The sequence below is a fragment of the Streptomyces sp. R302 genome (assembly GCF_012927245.1).
Lineage (GTDB): Bacteria > Actinomycetota > Actinomycetes > Streptomycetales > Streptomycetaceae > Streptomyces.
On record NZ_JABBGE010000001.1, the window covers coordinates 874,780 to 890,841 of the forward strand.

The following is a 16,062-nucleotide window of genomic DNA, read 5'->3' on the forward strand; positions in this document are numbered from 1 at the left end:
CGTCGCGGCGGGGCCCCACCCGTTTCGGCTCCTACAGGCCGTAGCGCTCGCGCGCCTCCTTCACCGCGGTGGCCGGGACCTCGCCGCGGCGGGCGAGCCGGGCCAGCGACGCGGCCACGATCGACTGGGCGTCGACGCCGAAGTGGCGGCGGGCCGCGGCGCGGGTGTCCGAGAGGCCGAAGCCGTCGGCGCCCAGCGACGAGTAGTCCTGCTCGACCCACTGCGCGATCTGGTCCGGGACCTGGCGCATGTAGTCGGAGACCGCCAGGACCGGCGACTCGACGCCCGCGAGGGCCTGGCGCACGAACGGCACGCGCTCCTCGCCGCGCAGCAGGGCGGCGTCCGCCTCCAGGGCGTCGCGGCGCAGCTCGGTCCAGGAGGTGGCGGACCACACGTCGGCGCCCACGCCCCACTCCTCGGCGAGCAGCTTCTGCGCCTCCAGGGCCCAGTGGATCGCGGTGCCCGAGCCGAGCAGCTGGATCCGGGGGGCGTTGGCGGGCAGGGTGAGCCCGGCCGACTCGGCGGTGTTGAAGCGGTACAGGCCCTTGACGATGCCCTCGTCGACGCCCGCGTGGCCCGGCTTGGCCGGCTGCTGCATCGGCTCGTTGTAGACCGTCAGGTAGTAGAAGACGTCCTGGTCCTCGCCCGGCGCGGCCTCGCCGTACATCCGGCGCAGACCCTCCTTGACGATGGCCGCGACCTCGTAGGCGAACGCCGGGTCGTAGGTCAGGGCGGCCGGGTTGGTGGCCGCGATGACGGGGGAGTGGCCGTCGGCGTGCTGGAGGCCCTCACCGGTCAGGGTGGTGCGGCCGGCGGTGGCGCCGACGAGGAAGCCGCGGCCGAGCTGGTCGCCGAGCTGCCACATCTGGTCGGCGGTCCGCTGCCAGCCGAACATCGAGTAGAAGATGTAGAACGGGATCATCGTCTCGCCGTGCGTGGAGTACGCGGTCGACGCGGCGATGAAGTCGGCCATCGAGCCGGCCTCGGTGATGCCCTCGTTCAGGATCTGGCCGTTGACGGCCTCCTTGTAGTACATCAGCTGGTCGCGGTCGACCGGCTCGTACGTCTGGCCCTTCGGCGAGTAGATGCCGAGCGAGGGGAAGAGGGACTCCATGCCGAAGGTGCGGGCCTCGTCCGGGACGATCGGGACCCAGCGCTTGCCGGTCTCCTTGTCGCGGACCAGGTCCTTCACCAGGCGGACGAACGCCATCGTGGTGGCGACCGACTGCGAGCCGGAGCCCTTGTCGAAGGAGGCGAAGGCCTTCTCGGACGGGGCCGGGAGCGGGGCGACCGGGTGGACGCGGCGGGCCGGGGCGGGGCCGCCGAGGGCCGCGCGGCGCTCCTGGAGGTAGCGGACCTCGGGGGAGTCGGCGCCCGGGTGGCCGTAGGGGACGACACCGTCGACGAACCGCGCGTCGGAGATGGGCAGCTCAAGAAGGTCACGCATGTTCTTGAACTCGTCCGTGGTGAGCTTCTTCATCTGGTGGTTCGCGTTCTTCGACGCGAAGCCCTCACCCAGGGTGAAGCCCTTGACGGTCTGCGCCAGGATCACGGTTGGGGCGCCCTTGAACTCCAGGGCGGCCTTGTACGCGGCGTACACCTTGCGCGGCTCGTGGCCACCACGCGAGAGGTGGAAGCACTCCAGGATCTTGTCGTCGGAGAGCAGCTGCGCCATCGCGACGAGCGCCGGGTCCTTGCCGAAGAAGTCCTGGCGGATGTAGGCGGCGTCACGGGTCTGGTACGTCTGGACCTGCGCGTCCGGCACCTCGCGGAGGCGGCGGACCAGGGCGCCGGTGGTGTCGAGCGCGAACAGCTCGTCCCAGGCGTTGCCCCAGAGGGTCTTCACGACGTTCCAGCCGGCGCCGCGGAACTGGGCCTCCAGCTCCTGCACGATCTTGAAGTTGGCGCGGACCGGGCCGTCGAGGCGCTGCAGGTTGCAGTTGATGACGAAGGTCAGGTTGTCCAGACCCTCGCGGGCCGCGAGCGCGAGGGCCGCGGTCGACTCGGGCTCGTCCATCTCGCCGTCGCCGAGGAAGGCCCAGACGTGCGAGGCGGAGACGTCCTTGATGGCGCGGTTCGTCAGGTAGCGGTTGAAGCGCGCCTGGTAGATCGCGGAGAGCGGGCCGAGGCCCATGGAGACGGTGGGGAACTCCCACAGCCAGGGCAGGCGGCGCGGGTGCGGGTAGGAGGGCAGGCCGTTGCCGCCCGACTCCTGCCGGAAGTTGTCGAGGTGCGACTCGTCCAGGCGGCCGTCGAGGAAGGCGCGGGCGTAGATGCCGGGGGAGGCGTGGCCCTGGATGTAGAGCTGGTCGCCGGAGCCGTCCCCCTCCTTGCCCTGGAAGAAGTGGTTGAAGCCGGTCTCGTAGAGCCAGGCTGCGGAGGCGAAGGTGGCGATGTGGCCGCCGACGCCGTGCTTGGAGCCGCGGGTGACCATCGCGGCCGCGTTCCAGCGGTTCCAGGCGGTGATCTTCCGCTCCATCTCCTCGTCGCCGTCGATGACGGGCTCGGAGGAGGTGGGGATGGTGTTGAGGTAGTCCGTCTCCAGAAGCTTGGGGAGGGCCAGGCCCGCGCCCTCGGCGTGCTGGAGCGTACGGCGCATCAGGTAGGCGGCCCGGTGAGGGCCGGCGGCCTTGGTGACGGCGTCCAGGGAGGCCGCCCACTCGGCGGTCTCCTCGGTGTCACGGTCCGGGAGCTGGTCGAGCTCGCTCGGAATCTTGCCTACGGGATCGGTCATGATCGCCGCCTTCCGGACAGATGGGGGTGGAGATAAAAACGGTGGCCTTGTCTGGCAGGACAGGGCTGTGGGCCGGGTGACGGCCCGCCGAAGACTGTAAACCGTCGATCGATGATCGATCAAAGGGTTGAAGGCGGAAACCTCTTCAGATCGAGAAAGTCGGCACAGGGTGCCGCGAAAAGGGGCACCCTGTGCCTTGTTTTCGAACAGTCCGGAAACAGTCCAGAAACGCGCGAAGCCCCGCCGAAGCGGGGCTCTGACCTGCGAGAACGTCTCAGGCGCGGGGAGCGCAGCCCAGCACGTGCGCCTTCACGAGGGCGCCGATGTTCGGATCGCCCCGGCGGAAGGCCTCCACCAGCTCCTGGTGCTCCTCCGCGTACGACTTCTGCACCGTGCCGAGCCAGCGGATCGACAGCGCCGTGAAGACCTCGATGCCGAGTCCCTCCCAGGTGTGAAGGAGCACGCTGTTCCCGGCCGCCTTCACCAGCTCGCGGTGGAAGGCCACCGTGTGCCGGACCTGCGCCGTGCCGTCGGAGGTCGCGTCCGCCTCGTACAGCGCCGCCACGTGCGGCTCCAGGGTCGAGCAGTCGGCCGAGAGGTGGGGCGCGGCCAGCTCGGCCGCGATCTGCTCCAGGCCGGCCCGGACCGGGTAGCTCTCCTCCAGGTCGGCCGCGGTGAGGTTGCGGACCCGGACGCCCTTGTTCGGCGCCGACTCGATCAGCCGCAGCGACTCCAGCTCCCGCAGCGCCTCGCGGACCGGGGTCTGGGAGACCTCCAGCTCGGTCGCGATCCGGCGCTCCACGATCCGCTCGCCCGGCTTCCAGCGGCCGCTGACGATCCCCTCCACGATGTGCTCGCGGATCTGCTCGCGCAGCGAGTGGACGACGGGGACGGTCATGGAGCGGCTCCTCCGGGAGTTTCGTGACCCTTAGACAATACGGCGGTGCCCCCGCCCGGACCCACATCCGGACGGGGACACCGCTGGTGAGGCTCGTTACGTTGCCTCCGAGGCGGGAACGCCTCCACGCGCCTTACAGGCCGAGGTCCACCTCGAACTCGCCGGCCTCCAGGATCGCCTTGACGGCGGTCAGGTAGCGGGCGGCGTCGGCGCCGTCCACCAGGCGGTGGTCGTACGACAGCGACAGGTAGGTCATGTCGCGGATGCCGATGACCGTGCCCTCGGCGGTCTCGATGACGGCCGGACGCTTCACCGTGGCACCGATGCCCAGGATGGCGACCTGGTTCGGCGGAACGATGACGGTGTCGAACAGCGCACCGCGCGAACCGGTGTTGGAGATGGTGAAGGTGGCGCCGGCCAGGTCGTCCGGCGTGATCTTGCCGGCGCGCACGGCGCCCGCGAGCTCCGCGGTCTTCTTGGAGATGCCGGCGATGTTGAGGTCGCCCGCACCCTTGATGACCGGGGTCATCAGACCCTTCTCGGAGTCCACCGCGATCCCGATGTTCTCGGAGTCGAAGTAGGTGATCGTGCCCTCGTCCTCGTTGATCCGGGCGTTGATGACCGGGTGGGCCTTCAGCGCCTGGGCCGCCGCCTTCACGAAGAACGGCATCGGGGAGAGCTTGACGCCCTCACGGGCGGCGAAGGCGTCCTTGGCGCGGGCGCGCAGCTGCATCAGCTTGGTGATGTCGACCTCGACGACCGAGGTCAGCTGGGCCTGCGAGTGCAGCGCCTTCATCATGTTGTCGCCGATGACCTTGCGCATGCGGGTCATCTTGACCGTCTGGCCACGCAGCGGGGAGACCTCAAGGGCGGGGGCCTTCGGCGCGGCGGCGGCGGCGGCCGGAGCGGCGACGGGGGCGGCAGCGGCGGCCTTCTTGGCCTCGGCGGCCGCGAGGACGTCCTGCTTGCGGATGCGGCCGCCGACGCCGGAGCCCTTGACGGCCGCCAGGTCGACACCGTTCTCGGTGGCGAGCTTGCGGACCAGCGGGGTGACGTAGGCGCCGTCCTCCGCCGGAGCGGCGGCCGGGGCCGGGGTGGCCGGGACCGGGGTGACGACCGCCGGGGCGATCGACGGCGCGGCCGGGGCGACCGGAGCCGGGGCGGCGGCGGGCGCGGCCGGGGCGGCCGGCGCGGGGGCCGGAGCCGGGGCGGCGGGAGCGGCCGGGGCCGGAGCCGCGGCGGGGGCGGCCGGAGCCGGGGCCGGGGCGGCGGCCGGGGCGGCACCCGCGGCACCGATGACGGCGAGCTTGGCGCCGACCTCGGCGGTCTCGTCCTCACCGACGACGATCTCCAGGAGAACGCCGGAGGCGGGGGCGGGGATCTCGGTGTCGACCTTGTCCGTGGAGACCTCGAGCAGCGGCTCGTCGGCCTCGACGGTCTCGCCGACCGACTTCAGCCAGCGGGTGACGGTGCCCTCGGTGACGGACTCGCCCAGCGCGGGCAGCACGACGTCCGTACCGGTGGCGCCACCGGCCGGGGCGGCGGCGGGAGCCTCGGCGGCCGGAGCCGGAGCCGGAGCCGGGGCGGCGGGGGCCTCGGCGGCCGGCGCGGGGGCGGCGGCCGGAGCCGGAGCCGGAGCGGCCTCGGCGGCGGGGGCCGGGGCGGCCTCGGGGGCGCCGGAGCCGTCGTCGATGATGGCGAGCTCGGCGCCGACCTCGACGGTCTCGTCCTCGGCCACCTTGATGGAGGCGAGGATGCCGGAGGCGGGGGCGGGGATCTCGGTGTCGACCTTGTCGGTCGAGACCTCGAGCAGCGGCTCGTCAGCCTCGACGCGCTCGCCCTCGGCCTTGAGCCAGCGGGTGACGGTGCCCTCGGTGACGCTCTCGCCGAGCGCCGGCAGGGTTACGGAAACCGACATGGTTTCAGTTGCTCCTAACGAATTGCGGAAGTTTGTCGTCGCGCCCTGTGATGACGTGAGCGTCAGTCGTGTGCGTGCAGCGGCTTGCCGGCCAGGGCCAGGTGGGCCTCGCCGAGCGCCTCGTTCTGGGTCGGGTGGGCGTGGATGAGCTGCGCCACCTCGGACGGCAGCGCCTCCCAGTTGTAGATCAGCTGCGCTTCGCCGACCTGCTCGCCCATGCGGTCGCCGACCATGTGGACGCCGACCACGGCACCGTCCTTGACCTGGACGAGCTTGATCTCGCCGGCGGTCTTCAGGATCTTGCTCTTGCCGTTGCCGCCGAGGTTGTACTTGAGGGCGACGACCTTGTCCGCGCCGTACAGCTCCTTGGCCTTGGCCTCGGTGATGCCGACGGAGGCGACCTCGGGGTGGCAGTACGTCACCCGCGGCACGCCGTCGTAGTCGATCGGGACGGGCTTCAGGCCGGCCAGCCGCTCCGCGACGAGGATGCCCTCGGCGAAGCCGACGTGCGCGAGCTGGAGGGTCGGGACCAGGTCGCCGACCGCGGAGATCGTGGGCACGTTGGTGCGCATGTACTCGTCGGCCAGGACGTAGCCGCGGTCCATCGCGACGCCCTGCTCCTCGTACCCGAGGCCGGCCGAGACCGGGCCGCGGCCGATGGCGACGAGCAGCACCTCGGCCTCGAAGGTCTTGCCGTCGGCGAGGGTGACCTTCACGCCGTTCTCGGTGTACTCGGCGCTCTGGAAGAAGGTGCCGAGGTTGAACTTGATGCCCCGCTTGCGGAAGGCGCGCTCCAGGAGCTTCGAGCTGTTCTCGTCCTCGACCGGAACGAGGTGCTTCATGCCCTCGATCACCGTCACGTCGGTGCCGAAGGACTTCCACGCGGAGGCGAACTCGACGCCGATCACACCGCCGCCGAGGATGATGGCGGACTCCGGCACACGGTCCAGGGTGAGGGCGTGGTCCGAGGTGATGATGCGGTTGCCGTCGATCTCCAGGCCGGGCAGGGACTTCGGCACGGAACCGGTGGCGAGGAGGATGTGGCGGCCCTCGACCCGGCGCCCGTCGACGTCGACCGAGGTGGGGGAGGACAGGTGGCCGGTGCCCTCGATGTAGGTCACCTTGCGGGAGGCGACGAGACCCTGCAGACCCTTGTAGAGGCCCGCGATCACGTCGTCCTTGTACTTGTGCACGGCCTTGATGTCGATGCCGTCGAAGGAGGCCTTGACACCGAACTGCTCGGCCTCACGGGCCTGGTCGGCGACCTCGCCGGCGTGCAGCAGGGCCTTCGTCGGGATGCAGCCGTTGTGCAGGCAGGTGCCGCCGAGCTTGTTCTTCTCGATGAGTGCGACGTCCAGGCCCAGCTGCGCTCCGCGCAGCGCCGCGGCGTAACCGCCGCTACCGCCGCCGAGGATCACTAGGTCGAAAACGGTGCTGGCGTCGTTCGCCACGTCACGTCCTCCATGCATGTGCGCTCGTCGCCGGTCGTCGATGACCGGGCGGCGGCTCCGGTGTCCGGCCGCATTATTTCGGCCCTGTGGTGGGGGCCCTGTCCTGCCGAGAACCCATCTTCGCACTTGTTGGCGGACGGCGGGACGCGGGGCCGGTGGATGAGACCGGGCGATCCTCCGTCCGGCCGCCCGAGCAGGCGTGCGAAGCTACGGATTTCGTCGTCGGCGAACAACGCCGGAAGGCCCCGGAGCCGCAGCTTCCGGGGCCTTCCGTCACTCGGCCGGCTCAGAGCTCGCCGGCCGCCGTCAGCTCGGCGAGACGGACCAGGGTGCGGACCGAGGAGCCGGTGCCGCCCTTGGGGGTGTAGCCGAACGGGGCGCCCTCGTGGAAGGCCGGGCCCGCGATGTCCAGGTGGGCCCAGGTGATGCCCTCGCCCACGAACTCCTGCAGGAAGAGGCCGGCGATCAGACCGCCGCCCATCCGGACGCCCATGTTCGCCATGTCGGCGGTGGGGGAGTCCATCGTCTTGCGGAGCTCGGCGGGGAGCGGCATCGGCCAGGACTGCTCGCCGACCTCGCCGGCGATCTCGTGGATCGCGGTCCGGTAGTCGTCGTCGTTGGCCATGATGCCGAAGGTGCGCTCGCCGAGGGCGAAGACCATGGCGCCGGTCAGGGTCGCCACGTCGATGATCGCGTCCGGGTGCTCCTCCGACGCCTTGGTGATCGCGTCGGCGAGGACGAGCCGGCCCTCGGCGTCGGTGTTGAGGACCTCGACGGTCTTGCCGCCGTACATGCGCAGCACGTCACCCGGGCGGGTGGCGGAGCCCGACGGCATGTTCTCGGCGAGGGCGAGCCAGCCCGTGACGTTGACCTCCAGGCCGAGGCGGGCCGCGGCGACGACGGTGGCGAAGACGGCGGCGGCGCCGCTCATGTCGCACTTCATCGTCTCGTTGTGGCCGGCCGGCTTGAGGGAGATGCCGCCCGAGTCGTAGGTGATGCCCTTGCCGACCAGGGCGAGGGTCCGCTCCGCCTTCGGGTGGGTGTAGGCGATGCGGACCAGGCGCGGCGGGTTCACCGAGCCGGCGCCGACGCCGAGGATGCCGCCGAAGCCGCCCTTGGCGAGCGCCTTCTCGTCGAGGACCTGCACCTTGAGGCCGTGCTCCTTGCCGGCCGTCTGGGCGGCGGCGGCGAAGGCGGCGGGGGTGAGGTCGTTCGGCGGGGTGTTGATCAGGTCGCGGGCGCGGTTGATCTCCTCGGCCACGGCCAGGGCGCGGTCCGCGGCGGCCTTGTGGGCCTTGTCACGCGGCTTGGCGCCGAGCAGCGCCACCTCGGCGAGCGGCTTCCTGCCGTCCTTCTGCTCCTGGTAGGCGTCGAAGGAGTAGGCGCCGAGCAGCGCGCCCTCCGCGATCGCGCCGGCGTCCTCGGCCGAGGCGACCGGCAGCGCGAACGCGGCCTTCTTCGTGCCGGACAGGGCGCGGGCGGCGGTGCCGGCGGCGCGCCGCAGGGTCTCGGCGTCGTACGACTCGCCTTCCTCGGGGGCGGAGCCGAGGCCGACGGCGAGCACGACGGGGGCCTTCAGGCCGGCGGGCGCGGGCAGCTTGGTCGCCTCACCCTCTCCACCCGAGGCGCCCAGGGTCTCCAGGACGGCGGCGAGCCTGCCGTCGAAAGCCTTGTCGACGGCCTCCGCGCCCGGGGCGACGACCAGCGTCTTCCCGGCCTTCGCGACGCCGACGACGAGGGCGTCGGCACGCAGCGTCGCCGCTCCGGCAGTGCTGAGAGTGAGAGCAGTCACGGTGGTGAATTCTCGCTTCCATTGAGTTCTGTGGCGGTCGAGGGGTGGGCCGACCGAGCCCGCCGCATCGTATTTCGGCCCGATGAGCGCCGAGAACGAGCCTACGCTCGCTCACCCGGTTCGCTCACCGCGGCTTCGATTCACTCATCCGAGGTGTCTCTTTCATGTTTGTCCTTCCGGCTGTCGTGCCGACGCCACACTCGCCTCATTCACACAAGCGCGGCCTTCACGCCTCCGCTTCATCTCCACGGGTCCCCCCGAGCCGGGGGACCTGCCGAGGGGGGACACCACACCATGCACGCAAACAGAACCCGCACGCCCGCGCCCGCGCCGACGACGTCCGGAAGGCGGGGGGCGCCGCGCCGCGCCGGCCGTACCGCCGGGGCGCTCGCCGCCGCCGCGCTCCTCGCCACCGTGCTCCCGTCCGCGCAGGCCGCGGCCGCCCCCGTGCCCCGGATCGACCTCACCGTCCTGGTCGTCGACGACGGCGGCAGCGCCATCGAGGCCCTCACCGCCGAGCTGAAGGGCTCCGGCGTCCCGTACCGCACCGTCGACCTGAACGACCCGAACCGGCCCGTCCTCACCCCCGCCTTCCTCAGCGACACCGTCGACGGCCGGCCCCGCGCCAAGTACCAGGGCGTCGTCCTGCCCCACGAGACCGCCTTCGGCCCCGACTCCGCCGAGCACACCGCCCTCCAGGCGTACGAGCGGACCTTCGGCGTCCCGCAGGTCGACGCGTACACCTGGTCCCACCCCGGCGTCGGCCTCGACTACACCACCGACGGCGGCTGGTCCGGCGTCCTCGACGGGGTCACCGCCGGCGTCACCCCGGCCGGGAAGGCCGGCCCCTTCGGCTACCTCGCGGGCGCCCTGACCTTCGAGGACAACGACCCCGCGGTCTCCGAGAGCTACGGCTACGCGGGCCGCCCCCGGACCGGCTTCACCAGCCTCGTGGACATCCCCGTCGACGGCGGCGGCCGGGCCAGCCTGGTCGGCGAGTACGCCTCCGACGGGCGCCGCGAACTCGTCGTCACCTTCGCCTACAACCAGCACCAGCGGCAGTTCCGCGCCCTCTCCCGCGGCATCGTCGAATGGCTCACCCAGGGCGTCCACCTCGGACAGTCCCGGAACTACCTCTCCGTCCACGTCGACGACGTCTTCGCCCCCGACGCCCGCTGGGACACCGTCCGGAACTGCACCCCCGGCGACCTCGACTGCGTCGGCGGGGACCCCGAGGCCGAGAACCCCATCCGGATGACGGCCGCCGACGCCACCTACGCCGCCGCCTGGCAGAAGGCCTCCGGCTTCACCCTCGACATGGTCTACAACGGCGGCCAGGGCGAGCAGTGGAAGACCGAGCACGGCGGCAGCGACCCGCTCGCCGCCCGGCTGATCGCCGACCGCGCCCAGTACCGCTGGATCAACCACACCTACACCCACCCCTACCTCGGCTGCGTCCAGGACAACACCACCGTCCCCTGGCGGTGCGCCACCGACGCCTCCGGCAGCACCCTCTGGGTGAGCCGCGCCGAGCTCACCGCGCAGATCCGGAACAACGTCAACTGGGCTGTGGGCAAGGGCATCTCCGTCGACCGCTCCGAACTCGTCACCGGCGAGCACTCCGGTCTGAAGACCCTGCCCCAGCAGCCCGCCGACAATCCGAACCTCGCCGGCGCCCTCGCCGACAACGGCGTGAAGTGGACGGCCAGCGACAACTCCCGCGAACCCCGCCAGCGCGCCGTCGGCGCCGCGAAGACCGTGCCCCGGCACCCCATGAACGTGTACTACAACGTCGGCACCGCCGCCGAGATGGCCGACGAGTACAACTGGGTCTACACCTCCCGCGCCGACGGCGGCAGCGGCGTCTGCGAGTCCAACCCCGCCTCCACCTGCCTGCCCGCCCCGCTCGACCCGGCCACCGGCTACGCGGAGCACATCGTCCCGCAGGAGGCCCGCATCGCCCTCGGCCACGTCGTCGCCAACGACCCCCGCCCGCACTACGTCCACCAGTCGAACCTGGCCGAGGAACGCCTCCTCTACCCGGTCCTCGACCGGATCCTCGCCGAGTACCGGTCGCTCTTCGCGGCCAGTACGCCCCTGGTGAACCCCCGTCAGAAGGACGTCGGCACCGAGCTGACCCGCCGCGACGCCTGGGACGCCGCCCTCGCCGCCGGCAAGGTCACCGCCTACCGCGTCGGCACCACCGTCACCGTCAAGGCGCCCGCCGGCGTCCAGGTGCCCCTCACCGCCCCCGAGGGCACCCGCAAGCGACTCGTCCTCGGCACCACCGCCTTCGGCACCGCCTACGCCGGAAGCCGCTCCGCCTGGACCGCGCCCGAGCTGCTCCAGACCGCCGTCACACTCCAGCTCCCGACCGCCTGACCAGCACGCTCTGGGGGGAACACACACCATGCCGAGCAGTGGCCGTCACGTCACCATGCTCACCGAAGGCACCTACCCGCACGTCCACGGCGGCGTCAGCACCTGGTGCGACCAGCTCGTCCGGGGCATGCCCGAGGTCACCTTCGAGATCCTCGCCCTCACCGGCAGCGGCCGCGAACCCGTCACCTGGGAGCTGCCGCCCAACATCACCCGGCACACCGCCTTCCCCCTCTGGGGCCACCCGCGGGGACCGGCCGCGCCCACCCGGGCGCGCCGGCCCCCACGGGGGCGCGCACGCCGCCGCTTCCTCGCCGCCTACGAGCACTTCCTGCTCGCCCTGCTCGACCCGGCCGCCGGCCACGACCTCGCCGGCCCCCTGTACGAGCTGGCCGCCCTCGCCCGCGAGGGCCGGCTCACCCCGGCCCTGCGCTCCGAGGCGGCCCTGCGCTCCCTCATGTGGATCTGGACCATGCCGCACCTGCCGACGCGTGCCGCCGGGCCGACCGTCCACGACGCCCTCACCGCCACCGACCTGCTGGAACACGCCCTGCGGCCGCTCGGCGCCCGGATAGCCGACGGCAGCGTGGCGCACGCCGTCTCCAGCGGCCTCGCCACCCTGCCCGCGCTCGCCGCGCAGCACTTCGAAGGGGTGCCCTTCCTGCTCACCGAACACGGCATCTACCTCCGCGAGCGCTACCTCGGCTACCGCACCGAGGCCCAGCGCTGGCCCGTCAAGGCCCTCATGCTCGGCTTCTACCGCGAGCTCAACTCCCTCGGCTACCGCCAGGCCGACCTCATCACCCCCTGCAACCAGTACAACCGGCGCTGGGAGGAGCGCGGCGGCGCCCCCGCCGACCGCATCCGCACCGTCTACAACGGCGTCGACCCCGCCCTCTTCCCCGAGGCCGGACCCGAACCCGAGACCCCCACGCTCAGCTGGTGCGGCCGGGTCGACCCGATCAAGGACCTGGAGACCCTCATCCGGGCGTACGCGATCTGCCGCGCCGAACTCCCCGAGCTGAGGCTCCGCCTCTTCGGCCCCGTCCCCTCCGGCAACGAGGACTACCGCACCCTCCTGGAGAAGCTCGCCGCCGAACTCGGCGTCGCCGACGGCGTCTCCTTCGAGGGCCGCGTCTCCGACGTGCCCTCCGCCTACGCGGCCGGCAGCGTGGTGATGCTCTCCTCCATCAGCGAGGGCTTCCCCTTCTCCCTCATCGAGGCCATGTCCTGCGGCCGGGCCACCGTGTCGACGGACGTCGGAGGGGTACGGGAGGCGGTCGGCGACGCCGGCGTCGTCGTCCCGCCCCGCGAACCCGCCGTCATGGCCGCCGCGGCCTCCGCGCTGCTGCGCGACGGCGCCCGCCGCGCCGAACTCGGCCGGCAGGCCAGGCAGCGGGTCATCGACGAGTTCACCCTGCACCGCTCGGTCGACGGCTTCCGCCGCATCTACCGCGAACTCGCCGCGCCCCGCGCCGCCTCGGCCACCCCCGCCGCCCCGCCGCTGCGCGTCAGCATCCCGTCCCCGCGCCGAGGCGCGCCCCGAGTCCCCGAAGGCACCCCGGCATGAGCGGCTCCCTCTGGCTGAAACCCCCGACCGCCCTCCCGTCCCTCCCGGTCCTGCCCCGGCCGGGCCGGGAGCCCGCCCCGGCCGGCACGGCGCCCGCCGCAACCGCAACCGGAACCACAACCGGAACCGCGCCCGACCCGCTCGACGACCTCGCCGACCGGCTCGACGCGTTCGTGGCCGCCGCCGTGCACCCGGACGAGATAGCCGCGCTGCTCGAATCCGACGGCATGACCGACGATCACATCCGCCTCGGCTACGGGCGGAACGATTCCTTCGCGCTCGCCGAGGACCTGTACGCGCGCGTGGCCCGGCGCCACCCCGAACCGCCCGCGCGGGACCCGGACGGCCCCGGCCCCGCCGAAGGGCTCGGCGGCTGCCTCCTGCGCGGCCTCGTCTTCGCCCTGCCCGGCCTCGCCTACGTCCTCGCGGGACCGCTGCTCGCCGGACCGCAGGGGCGGTACGGGCTGCCCGCCGGCACCGTGCCGCTGCTCGCCGGAGCCGTCACCGGCTGGGTCTGGAACCAGGCCCTCTCCCACCGCGCCCACACCTGGCTCGGCCTCGGCGACCGGGCCGCCGCCGCCCGCGCCCTGCTCACCGGCGCCCCGGCCGGCGCGCTCGCCGGCACCGCCGTCGCCCTCGCCGCCGCCCGCGACGGCGAACTCCCGGCCGCCGTCTTCGCCGCCGGCCAGTCCCTCTACCTCGCCGCCGCCACCGTCCTCCTCGTCCTCGGCCGCGAACGGGCCCTGCTCGCCGCCCTGCTGCCGCTCCTCGGCGCCCTCCCCGCCCTCCGCTGGGACCTGCCGGGACCGCTGCGCGTCGCCCTGCCGGCCCTCTCGCTCACCGCCGCCTGCCTGGTCGCCGCCCGCGCGCTGCGCCCCGGCACCGCGCGCGGCGCCGCCGGGCGGGGCGGACCGCCGCTCGCGGCCTCCGTCCCGTACGGCCTCTTCGGCCTCGGCAGCGGCGTCCTCGTGCTGTACGCCGGACTCGGCGACGCCCTCGCCACCGGCAGCGGCGCGGTCATCGCGCTCACCCTCTCCATGGGGCCCGCCGAGTGGCTGCTGCACCGCTTCCGGGGCGGCAGCCTCGCCCGGCTGCGCACCCTCACCACCGCCCGCGCGTTCCGCCGCGCCGTCACCGGCACCCTGGTCCGCTGCCTCGGCGGCTACCTGACCGCGCTGCTCGGCCTCCTCCTCGCCGCCACCCTGCTCTGGCCGGACACCCCCTGGCCGACCCCGGAGCGGCTCCTCCTCCTGCTGCTCCTCGGCACCGTGCTCTGGCTGGGGCTGCTCCTCCAGGCCTTCGGCGCCGTCCTCGGCGCGGCGGCCGTCTGCCTCCTCGCCGCCGCCGCGCAGACCCTGGAACCGGCGGCGGGAACGCTCGCCGCCGGGGCGGCGGCCGCCGTGCTGGCCGTCCTCACCCGTGCTCTGCTGGTACGACCGACCGCCCACCGCCTCTAGAAGGGCACCGCACGTGCAACGTTCCCTCCTGGTGCCCTTCTACGAGCACCCCGCCGACCGCCCCGAGGAGTGGGCGGCCCTGGTCGCGGCCGCGCCGGCCCTCCACGGCGTCGTCCTCAACCCGGCGGACGGCGCCGGCGAGGCCCCCGACCCGGCCTTCGCCGAGGCCGCCGAGCGGCTGCGCGCCGCCGGGGTGCGGATCCTCGGCTACGCGGACACCGCCTACGGCCGCCGTCCGCACGCCGAGGTCGTCGCCGACCTGCTCCGCCACCGCGACTGGTACGGCGCCGACGGGGCCTTCCTCGACCAGGTCGCGACCGCGCCCGACGCCCTCCCGCACTACCGGCGCCTCACCGTCGCCGCGCGGGCCGCCGGCGCGGCGACCCTCGTCCTCAACCACGGCACCCACCCCGACGACGGGTACGCCGAACTCGCCGACCTGCTGGTCACCTTCGAAGGCCCCTGGGACACCTACCGCACCCTCGACCCGCCGGCCGCCCCGCACCACTGCCACCTCGTCTACGCGGCCCCGCCCGGCTTCCGCCCCGCGACCCGGATCCACTGCGCGGTGCCGGGCACCGGCGCGCACCCCTGGGGGACCCTGCCGCACGGCCTCCCGGAGCCCGCCCGATGAGACGCCTCCTGGCCCTCCTCGCGGCCGTACTCCTCCTGGCCACGGCCTGCACCACGACCCCCGCCCCCGACCCCAAACCGGAGGAGACGGAACGCTGGCGCCCGACGGCGGGCCTGGCCTGGCAGTGGCAGCTCAGCGGAAAGCTCGACCCGACCGTCGACGCCCCCGTCTACGACATCGACGGCTTCGACCACTCCGCCGCGACCGTCGCCGACCTGCACCGCCGGGGCCGGAAGGTGATCTGCTACCTCTCCACCGGCGCCTGGGAGGACTTCCGCCCCGACGCGGACCGCTTCCCGAAGTCCGTCCTCGGCAGGAGCAACGGCTGGGCCGGCGAACGCTGGCTCGACATCCGCCGCACCGACGTCCTCGAACCCCTCATGACGGAACGGATCGACATGTGCCGCGCCAAGGGCTTCGACGCCGTCGAACCCGACAACATGGACGGCTACCGCAACCGCACCGGCTTCCCCCTCACCGCCGCCGACCAGCTCGCCTACAACCGCCTCATCGCCCGCCTCGCCCACGACCGAGGCCTCGCCGTCGGCCTCAAGAACGACCTCGACCAGATCCCCCAGCTCCTCCCCGACTTCGACTTCGCCGTCAACGAACAGTGCGCCGAATACGCCGAATGCGACCGCCTGGCCCCCTTCACCGCCGAGAACAAACCCGTCTTCCACGCCGAGTACGAACTGACCCCCCGCCAGTTCTGCGCACAGTCCCGCGCACTGAACCTCAGCTCCCTGCAGAAGCGGTACGACCTGGGGGCCTGGCGCCGGACCTGCTAGGAGAGCCGGTAGCAGGTGGCCCGGCCTTCGCGGAGGTCGCTCCACTCCGCCGGGGGCGACCAGGCCGTCCGGCTCCGGGGGCCCTCCTCGCCCGCGCACGCCCGGCGGGCGCGCTCCCTGACGGCGTCCGGGCCCGGATCGACCCGGCCGGTGACGTCCTGGACGGCCGTGGTCCGGCCCGCGGTGAAGGTGGCGGTCTGGCGGAGGACCGCGCCGCCGGACTCCTGGGTGTGCCGGAGGGCGAGGAGCACCTGCCGGGCCGGCGGTGCGGAGGAGACGGGGTGGGCGGCGGGGGCGGCCTCGGTGCTCCCGCCGGTGCAGGCGCTCAGGAGGAGGGCGACGGCGGCGAGCGCAGCGGAGCTGCGGGCGGGACGGTTTCTGTTCACGTCCTCATGACCCGGGGATGGGGGCGAGGGTTGCCCGCCGGGCGGTCACGAAGTG

At 73.1% G+C, this 16,062-nt stretch carries 11 protein-coding genes; 5 read left to right on the forward strand and 6 right to left on the reverse strand.

Annotated elements, in window-relative coordinates; all coding sequences use genetic code 11:
• Nucleotides 1-31: 31 nt before the first annotated feature.
• From aceE to HHL19_RS04070, 5 genes are all read right to left on the reverse strand, one after another.
• Nucleotides 32-2,734 carry a pyruvate dehydrogenase (acetyl-transferring), homodimeric type gene (aceE, locus tag HHL19_RS04050; protein WP_169085534.1) on the reverse strand — a complete coding sequence of 901 codons (2,703 nt, stop codon included), beginning with the start codon at nt 2,732-2,734 and terminating at the stop codon, nt 32-34.
• A 274-nt stretch (nt 2,735-3,008) separates the two neighbouring features.
• Nucleotides 3,009-3,632 (reverse strand): GntR family transcriptional regulator, encoded by a 624-nt coding sequence (locus tag HHL19_RS04055; RefSeq protein WP_169085536.1) that lies wholly within the window; start codon nt 3,630-3,632, stop codon nt 3,009-3,011.
• A 133-nt stretch (nt 3,633-3,765) separates the two neighbouring features.
• The gene (gene sucB, locus HHL19_RS04060; RefSeq protein ID WP_169085538.1) at nt 3,766-5,550 is read right to left on the reverse strand and encodes a 2-oxoglutarate dehydrogenase, E2 component, dihydrolipoamide succinyltransferase; all 1,785 of its coding nucleotides are present in this window, start codon (nt 5,548-5,550) and stop codon (nt 3,766-3,768) included.
• Between the two features lie 62 nt (nt 5,551-5,612).
• A complete protein-coding gene (lpdA, locus tag HHL19_RS04065; RefSeq protein ID WP_169085540.1) occupies nt 5,613-7,001 on the reverse strand; it encodes a dihydrolipoyl dehydrogenase in 1,389 nt (462 codons plus the stop codon).
• A gap of 286 nt (nt 7,002-7,287) precedes the next feature.
• Nucleotides 7,288-8,793, reverse strand: coding sequence for a leucyl aminopeptidase (locus HHL19_RS04070; RefSeq protein ID WP_169085542.1), 1,506 nt, complete (start codon nt 8,791-8,793; stop codon nt 7,288-7,290).
• Nucleotides 8,794-9,087: 294 nt separating this feature from the next.
• Here HHL19_RS04070 and HHL19_RS04075 point away from each other — a divergent pair, with 294 nt between their 5' ends.
• The 5 genes from HHL19_RS04075 to HHL19_RS04095 are packed head-to-tail and all read left to right on the forward strand — an operon-like array spanning nt 9,088 to nt 15,621.
• Nucleotides 9,088-11,175 carry a hypothetical protein gene (locus tag HHL19_RS04075; RefSeq protein ID WP_240981388.1) on the forward strand — a complete coding sequence of 696 codons (2,088 nt, stop codon included), beginning with the start codon at nt 9,088-9,090 and terminating at the stop codon, nt 11,173-11,175.
• 28 nt (nt 11,176-11,203) lie between these two features.
• On the forward strand, nt 11,204-12,742 hold the full coding sequence (gene pelF, locus HHL19_RS04080; RefSeq protein WP_169085544.1) for a GT4 family glycosyltransferase PelF: 1,539 nt from the start codon (nt 11,204-11,206) through the stop codon (nt 12,740-12,742).
• Nucleotides 12,739-14,199, forward strand: coding sequence for a hypothetical protein (locus tag HHL19_RS04085; protein WP_169085546.1), 1,461 nt, complete (start codon nt 12,739-12,741; stop codon nt 14,197-14,199). The genes pelF and HHL19_RS04085 overlap by 4 nt, the downstream gene beginning before the upstream one ends.
• Before the next feature lie 13 nt (nt 14,200-14,212).
• Nucleotides 14,213-14,833 (forward strand): spherulation-specific family 4 protein, encoded by a 621-nt coding sequence (locus tag HHL19_RS04090; RefSeq protein ID WP_169085547.1) that lies wholly within the window; start codon nt 14,213-14,215, stop codon nt 14,831-14,833.
• A complete protein-coding gene (locus tag HHL19_RS04095; RefSeq protein WP_169085548.1) occupies nt 14,830-15,621 on the forward strand; it encodes an endo alpha-1,4 polygalactosaminidase in 792 nt (263 codons plus the stop codon). Before HHL19_RS04090 ends, HHL19_RS04095 begins: the two co-directional genes overlap by 4 nt.
• On the opposite strand, the gene HHL19_RS04100 is transcribed toward HHL19_RS04095, so the two are convergent.
• Complete coding sequence (locus HHL19_RS04100) at nt 15,618-16,007, reverse strand: hypothetical protein (protein WP_169085550.1); 390 nt, start codon at nt 16,005-16,007, stop codon at nt 15,618-15,620. The genes HHL19_RS04095 and HHL19_RS04100 overlap by 4 nt on opposite strands.
• Nucleotides 16,008-16,062 lie beyond the last annotated feature (55 nt).